The 11,872-nt window shown below is 75.6% G+C and carries 6 protein-coding genes; 2 read left to right on the plus strand and 4 right to left on the minus strand.

What is annotated here, in order from left to right; genetic code table 11:
* Positions 1–48 precede the first annotated feature (48 nt).
* Together ACFYUY_RS08755 and ACFYUY_RS08760 are read left to right on the plus strand one after the other, a co-directional pair.
* Positions 49–561, plus strand: a complete 513-nt coding sequence (locus ACFYUY_RS08755; protein ID WP_387899338.1) for a SigE family RNA polymerase sigma factor — start codon at positions 49–51, stop codon at positions 559–561.
* On the plus strand, positions 554–1,396 hold the full coding sequence (locus ACFYUY_RS08760) for a hypothetical protein (protein WP_387899341.1): 843 nt from the start codon (positions 554–556) through the stop codon (positions 1,394–1,396). The genes ACFYUY_RS08755 and ACFYUY_RS08760 overlap by 8 nt, the downstream gene beginning before the upstream one ends.
* A gap of 315 nt (positions 1,397–1,711) precedes the next feature.
* Here ACFYUY_RS08760 and ACFYUY_RS08765 read toward each other — a convergent pair whose 3' ends face one another.
* The 4 genes from ACFYUY_RS08765 to ACFYUY_RS08780 form a co-directional block, all read right to left on the minus strand.
* The gene (locus tag ACFYUY_RS08765) at positions 1,712–8,653 is read right to left on the minus strand and encodes a hypothetical protein (protein WP_387899344.1); all 6,942 of its coding nucleotides are present in this window, start codon (positions 8,651–8,653) and stop codon (positions 1,712–1,714) included.
* Positions 8,654–8,740: 87 nt separating this feature from the next.
* Positions 8,741–9,133: a WXG100 family type VII secretion target gene (locus tag ACFYUY_RS08770; RefSeq protein WP_387899347.1), complete on the minus strand. Its 393-nt coding sequence runs from the start codon at positions 9,131–9,133 to the stop codon at positions 8,741–8,743.
* Positions 9,126–9,560: a YbaB/EbfC family nucleoid-associated protein gene (locus ACFYUY_RS08775; RefSeq protein WP_387899350.1), complete on the minus strand. Its 435-nt coding sequence runs from the start codon at positions 9,558–9,560 to the stop codon at positions 9,126–9,128. The genes ACFYUY_RS08770 and ACFYUY_RS08775 overlap by 8 nt, the downstream gene beginning before the upstream one ends.
* A 32-nt stretch (positions 9,561–9,592) precedes the next feature.
* Entirely contained in the window at positions 9,593–11,866 is a 2,274-nt protein-coding gene (locus ACFYUY_RS08780) for a hypothetical protein (protein WP_387899353.1), read from the minus strand.
* Positions 11,867–11,872: the final 6 nt, after the last annotated feature.

Here is an 11,872-nt window from a genome sequence, read left to right on the forward strand (position 1 = left end):
GACCGGCCGTGCCGCGAGCTGACGGACACTCCGGAGGAGAGGCCCTTGATGACGCCACAGGAGTTCGACGCGTTCTACGCGGCGTCCTTCTCCCGCCTGACCGGGCAGCTCTACGCGATCACCGGCAACTGGTCCGAAGCGCAGGACGTGGTCCAGGAGGCCTTCATCCGTGCGTGGGACCGGCGGCGCACCCTCGACCCGGACGACGCCCCGGAGGCGTGGATCCGGACCACGGCCCGGCGGCTGGCCCACTCCCGCTGGCGGCGTCTGGCCCGGGGCCTACACCTGGCCGGACGCCACCACCGCCAGGAACCACCCACCGTCGAGCCGCCCACCGAGGAGCACCTCGTGCTGGTCACCGCGCTCCGCGACCTGCCCGAGGCACAACGGAGCGCCCTGGTCCTGCACCACATGTGCGACCTCTCCGTCGAGCAGGTCGCGGTCGAGACCGGTGCCAGCGTCAGCGCCGTCAAGAGCCGCCTCGCCCGCGGCCGGACCGCGCTCGCGACCAGACTCGCCGACCAGGCCCCGATCAGCGAGGAAGGAAAGCTCCGTGTCTGACCCCGTCCACGACACCCTCGGCGACCGGCTGCGGCTGCTCGGCACGCAGTTGTCCGCGCCGTCCCTGCCCGCCGCGGAGATCCGCAGACGCGCCGACCGGCGCCGCTACCGCCGGCACGCCCTGGCCGCGACCGCGGCCTGCACCGCAGCGGTCCTGTGCCTGGCGCTCCCGTCCGCGTTGCACTCACCGGAACCACGAAGGTCACCGGAACCACAACAGGGGGCAGCCCCCACCGGCACCCCCTCCGTGTCGGCGTCCCCTTCCGCCCCGGCTGCTTCCGGCGTGACCAGTACGGCGACGACTCCGATCGATGCCGGGGCCGTCGCCCGGATCCTGGGTTCGTGCCTGGGCTCGGAGGCGTCGAAGTACCACGCGGTGATCGCGGTGCGCACTCCCGTCGCCGCGACGGACACCGACGGTGTCGTGATCGCCGTCGACTCCGCCGGCCAGTACGTGCAGTGCGAGTCGAAGGGCAACAAGGGCACGAGCATGTCCGTCCCCGCGACGTTCATCAACGACCGTCTGTGGGGCGCCGGCCACCTGATCGAGTTCTTCGACAGCTTCAGCACACCGACCGGCGCCGGGCAGCACCTCTCGCTGGGCGCCGGGCACTACACCCCCGACGTCGCCAAGGTCACCATCAGCTACGGCGAGGACCCGACGCAGTACCCGGCCGTCATGGCGGGCGGCGCGTTCGCCTACGCGGCGGCCGTCACCACCGGCCCCGACCGCAAGTCCTTCCCCCCGGCCCCCTACGTCCACGCCTACGACGCCAACGGCAAGGAGATCTACAACCAGAAGACCCAACCCAACGTCAAGAACACCCGCAGGTAAGTCGGGTCGCCACGGTGTGCGGGCCCGGCGCCGGGCGGATCCCCGCCCGGCGCGCGTTGGGCCGCTACGGCTTGCGGGACAGTGCGCAGGAGATCATCCGCTCCCACACCGTCAGCTCCCGTTCCCCCGCCCCGGCTCGGGCGGCCGAACAGCTCCCGCAGTCCTCGGCGTTCGGTCGTCCCTGTGAGCGCGCGGCGCCGAGCGGCCGGCCGATCGTCCAGGAGCGCCAGCACGGCGGTGAGGAAGCCGGACAGCCCCGGTTCCGTGCGACCGAGGTCGAGGTGGCCGCTCCGCGGTCGGACGGCCACCCGGGGCTCAGGCCCCCTCCTCTCCGGTCGCCCCGGTCGGGGGCGGGGCGAGCACGTCCGGGTCGAGGTCGAGCAGAACGGCGAAGTCCCGCAGGATACGGCGCGGGCCGAAGTCGCCGTCCGTCCCGGCGAAGGTGCTGATCTCCGCGGAGAGGCGCTGCGCCACGCCGGGGAGCAGCGCGAGCGCGTTCGCCAGCACGCTCGCCTCGTCCCCGGCGAAGGAGTGGTGGTAGGGGAGGGAGTACGCCAGGTCGTCGTCGAGCATGGACGTGTACGCGGCCTCGTCGAAGGTCCAGCCGCGGAAGGCGAAGCGGTCCCGGGCGGCCACCATGACGCCCTTGAAGAGCTCGCCGACCCCGGCCTCCGTGGCGGAACCGGCGCCGGCGGCGGCCGACGTCGAGGCGGTCGGGGTCGGGTCCGAGGTCGAGGCCGACGTCGAGGCCGGGGCAGCGGCCGGTTCGGCGGGCCGGTCGGTCCGGGTGCGGAGCCGCAGGTCCTGGTAGCCGCTCCACTTCGGGTCGCCGACGCCCAGCCGCTCCGCCGGCGCCTGCGTGAACCGGGCGTCGGCCGGCGCGCCGAGCTCCGTCCCGCCGATCCAGCTGCCGCCCTCCGCCAGCAGGCCGTGGACCGCGTCCGCCACCCCCTGCTCCGAACGCCACTCCAGCAGCCAGGAGTCCTTGTCCATCACCACCTCGAACCGCTCGGCGGGGTTGGCGTGCAGGTACTCGTCGTAGGTGACCGCGTGGTAGTCGACGGTCAGCACCGGTCCGTCCGGGCCCTCGACGGTCAGTCTGGTCACCCGGCCGGGTTCGGTCTCCGCCCGCACGACCGTGTGGCCCGGCGTCGCGTAGCCGCGCAGGTTCCGCTCCATGACGCCGACCACCTGGTCCAGGTGGGCCTTGCGGGTCACCGCGTCCAGGTTCTCCGGGTCGACACCGATGAGGGTCATCCGGGTCGCCCGGGTGGTGAAGAGCGGGTGCTCGACGTCCGCGTTCGCACCGAGGTAGAGCAGCGAGTCGCCCTGCGGCCCCTCACCGGAGCGGGTCAGCCGGTTGAGCGCGACGAGGGTCTCGTACTTGGGGGTCATCGCGACCCCGGCCGCCCAGCGGCCGAGCGCGCGGTCCTCGACCCAGGACGGGTGCTCGCCGATAGCGGCGACCGTCTGTGCGGGCCGGGGGCCGTCGCCGAACAGGTAGTCGACCGTCTCCGCGCCGAGACCGTGACGGACGGCGTTGGCCCGCGCCTCCACCGTGCCTCCGGTGCCCCCGTCGGGGAGGTCCGCCGGGGCCGCGGCGGCGGGTTCCGGCTCCGGGTGGTCGAGGGTGACCACGGCCTGACGCCGCTCCTCGGCGGTGAGGTGGGCCGGGTCCGTGCCCAGCGGGGCGAGTTGGCCGCGGGAGCGCGTGCGGACCTCGAGGTCCGCCGTCGTGAGCCGGGTGTCGTGTCCGCCCAGGTGCGTGGCGATCCGCTCGACGAGGAGATCGGCGAGCGCCTCGGCGCGCTCCTTGCCGATCTGCATGGCCCGGCCGAAGTGCGGCTGGCCCGCGACCGTTCCGTTGCCGTGGCCGGTGACCGTGATCCTCGGCAGTGGCAGCCCCGACTCCGCGCGCCCGACCGCGGCGCGGACCAACTCGGCGGCCAGGGCGTCGGCGCGGGCGAAGTGGACGGCGTCGGGCTCGACGGCGCCTTCCGCGTAGCGGAACGCGTGGCCCTCGGTGGCGGGCCCGGCGGCGGGACCGGCGGGCTGGCCCGAGTGTGCGGTGTGGGCGGTCTGCTGGCCGCCGGACTGGTCGTGCTCGCCGGTCGTCATCGGAGCGCGCGGGGCCACCTCGGCGGGGTCGGCCATGCCGGCGGGCGGACCGTCCGACGCCGGGTGCTCCGGCCGCTCCGCGGCGTGGACCAGCTCGGCCCGGTCGGAGTCGGGGCGGAAGCGCACCAGCGGCTCGCCGCCCGGCAGGTGGGAGGCGTTGATCTTGGCGAAGATGCTCTTGCTGAACGGCGACTGCGGTGACCAGTAGCTGTGCGCGCCGTGCATGACGGCCATGTCGTTGGCCATCATCTCCCCGACCACGCCGTCGTACCGGGTCGGTGTCAGTCGGGAACCGCCCGGGGTCGAGATGTCGAACACGTCGTGGTCGCCGGTGATGGCCCTCCAGCCGCCGTGCCCGTCCTCCCCCAGCACCAGGCCGTGCTCCACCCGGAACCGGCCCTCGGACTCCAAACGGCGCATCACCGGGGCCAGCTCGGCGAACTCGTGGGCGCGCTGGCGGTACCGGGCCTCGACGCGCCCCCAGGTCGCCTCGTCCAGGCCCTCGCGTGCGGGCCGCACAGGCTCGAAGTACCCGACCAGGCCGACGTGTTCACGGTCGGCCCCCAGGTGGACGTCCAGCTCGTTGACCGTCTTGGCCTTGATGTCCTTCGGCTTCGGGAGCATCCCCCGGTCGAGCCATTTCGGGGCCTCGGTGTTGGTCGGCCGGACGTCGATCACCAGGTTCCGCTCCCGCGCGAGCTGCCGGAACTTGCCGAAGTTCTTCTCCGGCAGGCCGTACCGCTCCCGGGCGAGGTCCGGCCCGACGGACCGGACGTCGTTCACGGACCGGACGTCGCCGGCGGGCGTCGGGCCCTCCGGCCCGGGGGTGGCATGGGCCGCCGAGGGACCCGCCGGGGACTCGACGACCGTCCCGGCGGCGTGGCCGGTGGCGTGAGGGGTGGTCGGCACGGCTGCCTGGCCGGTGGCCGCGCCGGTGCTGTCGGACGCCGGCGCCCGCGGGGCCAGCCCGTCGCCCCCCGGGTGGCCCCCGGAGGAGGGCTGCCCGTGCGCGGTCGCCTGCTGGGCGTACGCCTGGTACGCGAGGTTGCGCGAGTACTGCCAGAGCTGCGGCAGGTGAGGCAGGCCGTGCTCGACGAGGTCGTGGTAGAGCTGCTCCGGCCCGGCGTGGTACTGGTCCGGTGCCGTCCTGAAGTACCGGTCGTAGCCGGACAGGTACGCCTCGACCTGCGGTCCCCCTCCGGAGAGGCGCACCACCTCGGCGCGCACCGTCTCGTACTTGCGCCGGAGGTGCTGCACCCGGTCGATGAAGAACCCGGCCCGGTCACGCGCCCCGGAGGCGTCCGGCAGACCCAGCTGGGCCCGGATATCGTCCAGTTCACGCGTACCGAAGCCCCGCTCCTGGCCGTACACCTCGGCGGGCTTGCGCCACCAGGCGTTCGGGTCCGGGCGCTGGTAGCCGCGGCCGTCCTGCGCGAAGCCGTCGACGTCGAACTGCTGCGCGTACCGACCGGAGGCGGTGGGCGGCTCGGGGACGATCACTCGCTCGTAGCCCGGCGCCAGGCCGCCGCCCCGGGTCAGGCCATTGCCGGAGTCGTGCCACTGCGCCATCCGGGCGGCACCGCCGGCGCCCGCCTCCTCCAGGTAGGAGACCCGGTGGCCGAGCAGGGCGACCGCCTCCAGGTTTCCGGAGCGGAAGCCGAGGTGGTCGAGCCGGTAGTGACGGTGCAGGGCGTCGTACAGCAGGAACTGCCCGGTGCGGGTGTCACCGCCCCAGGAGGTGAGCTCCTCCCCCCTCCCCTTCCAGAAGCCGGTGATGTGGTGGACGGTGTCGGTGCCCAGCTCGGAGCGCATCTGCACGACGAGGTCGTCCCACTTGTCGCTCTTCGCCGGGTTCGGGTGCGGGTCCCCGGTAATGATCACCGCGTCGTACTCGCGGCCGACGTCGCGCACGATCTGCCGGATGCCCTGGAAGCTGGTGTCGTGCTCCATCCGGCTGCGCAGGTCGTCCCACCGGGTGGCCTTCCCGGTGAAGCGGGACCAGAGCACCAGGACCTTGCCGTCCTTCGGGGGCAGGTGGATCCCGCGCCCCTCCAGCCAGGAACCGATCCGTCCGTCGTGCGCGTCGGTCATGCCCCAGGCCGCGCGGACGGTGCTCCGCAGCCCGTCGGAGAAGACCTGCCCGACGTACGCGGTCCCGTCGGTGACGCCCCAGATCTCCCCCTGCTGGTACATCTCGTCATAGCTCTTCTCGATCCCCCAGTCCTGCTGGGCGATCCGGGTGGCCTCGCCGTTCAGGGCCCGCCAGACGGTGCGCTTCTCCATCGAGGGGACGTCGACGAAGTGGATCCGGCCCGCGTCGATCCCGGCGGAGCGGTAGAACCGCGCGATCGCCCGGGACTTGTCCTGGACGGGGTCGTGGCCGGGGGTGCCGGGCTCCGGGCCACGTGCGATCAGCACGTGCATGTTGGGGTCGTGCAGCAGCGAGACCGAGATGCCGAACTGGTCGCCGGAGGCGTAACCGGGCTGCATCAGAACCGAGTTGTGGGATGCATCCGGCTGGGCCGTGGATCCGCTGCCGCTCGCGGCGGCGGGGTCTCCGGCGGCGGGGACGGGAGCGGCGGACCCGTCGGCGCCATGACCCTGGCCGGCGTCGCCCGGCGAGGCGTGGGTGCGCGGCGCCACGGCGGACGAACCGGTCGGCCGCCCCCGGTGCAGCGGGTCGGAGACCGGGTCCGCCCACGCGTGAGCGCGGGAGTGCGGGGTCGCGGCGGCCCGAGCGGCGTCCCAGCTCAGGTGGTGCCCTTCGGCGGGACCCGAGACGTCCAGGTCGGCGACCACGGCGGAGATGAGCCGGAGGTGGCGCTCGCGGAGACCGGCCTGCGGCAGGCCCCCGGGCGCCGGGCGGTGGTAGTCGCCCATCATGCTGCCCTCGACGGCGGGCCGGTGCGGGAGGTCCGGCGCCCGGTACTCGTCGCGCAGGCCCAGCTGATGACCCAACTCGTGTGCGTAATCCACAGGTTCGGCGTCCGGCCACCACGACCGCTGGTCCATGCCCCGGTCCCGGCCGACCAGGTCGACCGTCAGGTGGGCATGCTCGCCGGGGCGCGCGGGCACCACGGTGACGTGCAGCCGGTCGCCTCCGGCAAGTTGGTGGCCGGGCCGGTTGAAGTGCTCCTCGACGCCTTGGACCAGCCTGGACCAGATCGAGGCGGTGTCGTGCCCCCGGCCGCCGTCCCGGAAGGCGATCCGGACCGTCAGGTCGGTGACCGGGGCGCCGGCGTACACGAACCGGCGGGCCTCGAAGCCGGAGCGGACGACGAAGCCCGGGGTGCGGTCCAGCACCATCCGGGGCGCCGGTGGGCGAGGACGGTCACGGGGGAGCGCCCCGGCGGCGGGGGCCGTGGAGGCGGTGGGGTGCTTCGGGCCGGCAGCGGCGGGGGCCGTGGAGGCGGTGGCCGAAGCGGGGGCGGGCGAGGAGGTGCCGGCCGAAGCGGTGGCCACCGTCGGCTCCGCCTCCCGTGCGGGGCCGTACTCCGGGCGCGGACCGGGACCGGCCGCCGTGCGTACCGGCTCCGCGGGGGCGGACGCCTTGGCGGCCGCGAGCTCGGCGGCGGACCGGACGGGCCCGGGGGTGGCCGCCGCGCCCGGTCCGCCGGGAGCGGATGGTCCTGCGGAGGTCGCGGGCCGCCCGACGCCCGTGGGGTCGGCGGTGCGGCCGGTGCCCACCGCCGGCGCAGCGACCCGGGCCTCCGATCCTCGGGATTCCAGCCGGGCCGGGGTTCCTGCGACCGGGGCACCCGCGCCCGGGGTGCCCGCCGGCGCGGCGGCCGGCGGGCGCCCCGTCGCCCTGGCGTGGCCAGCCGATGAGGGGGCTTCCGCCGTCCGACCGGCGCCACCCGACGACCCGGCGGCGCCCACCACGCGCACCCCGCCGGCGGCCTGCGCGTGGGCGGACGCGCCCGTGCCCGCCTGGGCCGACCGACCCGCGGACCCGGCCGCCGTCCCCCTCGCCATGGCCGTCCCGCCCTGCGAAGCCGTCCGGCCGGTGTCGGCGACGGCCGTCGCGAAGCCCGGCAGGACGGCGGCGGCGCGCCCGTTCGCCCCTTCGCCGGCCGTCCGCGCGGCGGTCGAGGTCGCGTGCACGACGGCCGACCGCTCCTCTTCCGGGGCCCCGGGTGTGCCTCCGGGGTGACCGGGCCCGCCCGCCGCGGGCCGGGGCCGATCGGTCCCGGCCCGCTGGCCGCCGCCCGCCGGCCCCTCGGACGCGGTCACGGGCACGGGTACCGGGGCCCTCTCCACCACTCCCTCGCCGGACAGGTCGAGCACGGGCCGGTCCGGCAGGTCGAGACGGACCTGGTCCACCGCGACGGTGTCGCCCTTGCCGCCGAACCTCCGCCGGCCGCCGCCGCCGAGCGAGCCGACGATGCCGGCCGCGACGGAGGCCCCGAGCAGCTCCTCGCCGCCGAAGGCGCCCAGCATGATCCCCGCCGTGGTCACTCCGGTGGCCGCGCCGAGCACGCCCTTGCCGATCAGCGAGCCGGCGAACCTCGGCGCGACGACGCCGCCGACTCCGAAGAACACCCCGCCGACCGCACCCCCGATCGCCCCGGAGATCGCGGCCGACCTGGTGTTGTCGAGGCTCCACTCGGTCCGGTCGCCCTTGAGGATCTGGATGGTCTGGACGGCGGCGTCCAGACCGAGGTTGAGCGCCACCCCCGCGGCGACGGAGATCAGCAAGCGGCGCAGGATCATCCGGACCGCCACCCGCGCCGAGGTGATCGCCGCCGGGATGACCTCGGGCGCGAAGAAGGCCCACTGCGCGATCTGACCGGCCAGCAGCACGAGCTGGCCGAGGATCATGTACTTCGAGTACTCGATCTGCACGCCGGTGTGACGGCCGAGCTTGCCCATCTGCTGCGATGACTCCGCCATCTGCGGCACGGCGGCCTCCAGCTGGGTCACGAAGGCCCGGAACTCGTCGGCGACCCGGCCGCCCACCGCCTCCAGGACACCGTTGCCGGTCGAGCCCAGCTGCTCGCTGATGCCCTTGAGTTCCCGCGCCGCGTCGTCCCAGGCCGCACCAAGCCCGCGCAGTCGGTCCTCGTCGCCCTTGGGCCAGGACTGGCCGACCGCCAGCTTGGCGACCCAGTCGAGGGCGGGGGGCATCTCGACGCTCATGCGTTCACTCTTCCTCGGTCACAGGGGTGGCGGCCGGTCGTGCGGTCGCGGCGAGCCGGCGGAACGGCGGGCCGAGCGGACAGCGGGTCAGCGACGGCCTGTGTGGGGCCCTCCGGTGTGCGGCCCGTGCGCGCCGTCGCCGCCGGCCGGCAGGTCGGGGGTGGCCGCGGTGAGCGTGCGCAGGGCCTCGACGTTCTGCTCCTCGGTGCGCCGGAAGCCCTTCGCCATGGTCCCGATGCCGTCCACCGTGCTGTCCAGGACCTCGGCGGTGCCGGAGATCCCCTCGGTGAGCTGCTCCTTCGGCCGGAGGTACTGGTCGCGGAACTCCCGGCCGGTGTAGTCCTCGCCCCAGCACTCGCCGAGCTCGCCGAGGCGGGCCTCCAGCCGGGTGCCGACCGCCCTGATCTGCGCGGCCAGCTCCTGGACCGGCCCGGTGGCGGCCGCCAGGGCCTCGGTGTCGACGGAGAAGTGCTCAGCCACGCGACGGCACCCCGTCGAAGCCGTGGTCCACGTACGCGCGGACGGCCTCCGGCATGGCCGGCTCCTCGGGGATCAGCGCAGCCGGGTCGACGCGCCCCTGGAGCAGGTCGCCCAGGACCACGCCCGGCGGCAGTTCCGCGGTGACCACCGCGGACACCGCCTCCAGCGCCTGCGCCCGGGCCTGCCCGACGGTGGCGAGCAGCAGGTCGGCCAGCTCCTTCGGAGCCATCCTGCGGTAGGCGCCGGTGGGGAACTCCAGGGCCGTGAGCTCGCCCTGGGCCCCCACGGTGGCTTTGACGGCCTGCCGCGGGTCGGTGGCGGTCGCCGTGGTGGCGGCGATCCGGCGGCGGGTCTCGGCGGCCTCCTCGCGCTGGCGGGCGTACTGCGCGAGGAGGTCCTCGATCTGCTGGTCGTACGGGCTGGGCACGGCGTTCCTCTCGTGGTCCGGTGGGACGGGGTTCAGTAGGTGGCGGCGGGACCGTCCGACGCGCCGCCCCAGGTGCTCTCGTCCAGGAGGAGCAGGTCGGCGACGCCGCGCGGGGCGGTCTCCTCCTCGGCCTCGACGGTCTCCGCCTCGGGCTCCGGCGCCTCCGGTCCGCCGTCGCCGCAGCCGAACACCGCCGCGCCGAGGGCCTGTCCGGCGCCGCCCGCTGCGCCGCCGGTGCGGTCCGGCTGCCAGGTGGACCATGGCTCGGCCGGCTCGGCGGCGACGGCCGGTCCCTCGGCGGGCCGCTCCTCGCCCTGTCCCTGCCGGGCGGGCGCGGCCGCCCACAGCAGTGGGACGAATGCGCCGGCGCCGCGCTCCCACAGCGCGGTGTCCTCCTCGGGGCCGCCCGCCACGGGCCGGGGCAGGACGGCCGTCCGGCCCTCGGGCTCACCGGGTTCCGTCGCGGGGGCCGGCCCGGCGACGGCGGCCCCCGCCTCCGCGACGGTCTCCTGGGGCGCCGCGGCGGCCTTCGCCGCGGTCCCCGCGGCCGTCCCCTTCGGCGTCCCCGTCCCCACGGCCGGGGCCGTGACCGGCCCGCCGAAGCCCGGCAGCACGGCCGCCTCCCGGGCGACGCCGGCCGTCCACGGCTCGGTGCCCGCGTCCAGCAGGCCCGCGGCCTCGGAGCGGGCGCCGCTGCCCTCCTCGGTCCGGCCGGCCGCCCCCGCCACTCCCGCGGCCGGCAGCAGCGGTACCCCGCCCGCGGTCAGCCCCTCGCCGCCGGCGGCCGCGCCGGCGGCGGATCCGGCCTCCGGCTCGCCGGACTCCGCCCCGGCCTCCCAGGGTTCCGTACTCGGCGTCAGCAGGCCCGAGGCGTCGGACCGCTCGCCCGACCCGTCCCCCCGGCCCGCGGGTGCGCCGCCACCCATGCCCGGCATGAAGGGCATCCCGGCGCCGCCCATGCCCGCCGGCAGGCCCGACTCGGTGGCCGCGCCGGCCGGGAGTCCGGTGGCCGTGCCGGCGCCGTCCTGGAGCTCCTCGCCGGCCGCCTCCTCCCCGGTCCGGTCGGCCCGGCCGCCCAGACCGAGGCCGCGCGGGAACCCGGCGAGGCCCGAGACCGTGCCGCGGCCGGCGGCCAGGCCCTTGCCGGCCGCGCCCGGACCGCCGAGGCCCGCGAGGCCGCCGAGCCCGAGTGCGCCCAGCGTGCCCAGCGCGGGCAGGCCGCCGAGGTCGGTCCCGTCGAGCCCGCCCAGCTTGTCGAGGCCTCCGTGACCACCGAGGCCGCCCGGGCCGGGGAAGGTGCCGGGGTCGAGCGCGGCGAGTCCGCCGGGGCCTGGGCCGAGCCCGCCGGGGAAGGACAGCCCGGGCAGGTCCGGCAGCCCGGCACCGTCGAGGCCGCTCAGCCCACCGGGGCCGCTCAGTCCGGCGAGGTCGTCGAGGCCGTCCGCGCCACCGGGGCCGGCAGCGAGGTCCGCCGGCCCGCCGAGCCCGTCGAGCCCGGGCCCGGCGGCGAGGCTCGCGAGGTCGCCCCCGCCCGGGAGGTCCCCGCCGACGCCCTGCGGATCCGGCAGCGGGCCGGGGCCGCCGCCCGGACCGTCGCCGCCGGGCCCCTGGTGCTCGTCGGGGGTGTTGATCGGTGAGGGAACCGGCTGCGGGGAGACGATCGTGTCGGAGGTGAACTGGTAGTGCGAGGCGAGGCTCTTCAGCACCGTCCGCATGTCCTCGGTCATGTTGCGGACCAGCTCCGGCTTCTGGCTGATCGGGATGAGACCGTTGGACATCGGTGTCAGGCCCAGCTGCTGCGCCCGGTTGGCGTACCAGGTGTCGATCTCGGCGAGCTTGAGCCTGGCGTTCCTCAGCGTGACGGCGTTGTTCGCCAGCTGCTGGGGGACGGAGTGCCGGCCGGTCGAACCGCCGGACAGCACCTTGGCGTTGGCCGCGACCTGGCGGGAGAAGGTGGTCATGGTGTCGAGGAAGGAGTCCGCCGCCGGACCCTTCCAGGGGCCGTCCTCCCCGGCCAGCGCCTTGGCCTGGTCGACCAGGCTCTTCGCCACCGCCTCCAGCGACTTCTGCACCCGGTAGTAGGTGTTGGCGGCGTCCTGGAGCGACCGGGGATCGGAGACCGACCGGGCGTGGGACAGGTTGACGTCGTCCCCGACCCCGGCGGACATGCCGCTGACGGCCGCCATGATCTGCTTCCAGTCCCAGAGGTCGTAGTCCCCCTCGGAGCCGGTGGCCGAGCCGTCGGTGGTGCCGAAGACGGCTCCGTCGTCGCCCTGGTGGAAGCCGTGGCCGTTGTAGTCGGGCACGTCCCG

This window comes from Kitasatospora sp. NPDC004745 (assembly GCF_042873275.1).
GTDB lineage: Bacteria > Actinomycetota > Actinomycetes > Streptomycetales > Streptomycetaceae > Kitasatospora.

Coding starts and splice junctions, on each gene's coding strand:
- ACFYUY_RS08755 (WP_387899338.1), top strand. CDS start 49: ATGACGCCACAGGAGTTCGACGCGTTCTACGCGGCGTCCTTCTCCCGC.
- ACFYUY_RS08765 (WP_387899344.1), bottom strand. CDS start 8,653: ATGAGCGTCGAGATGCCCCCCGCCCTCGACTGGGTCGCCAAGCTGGCG.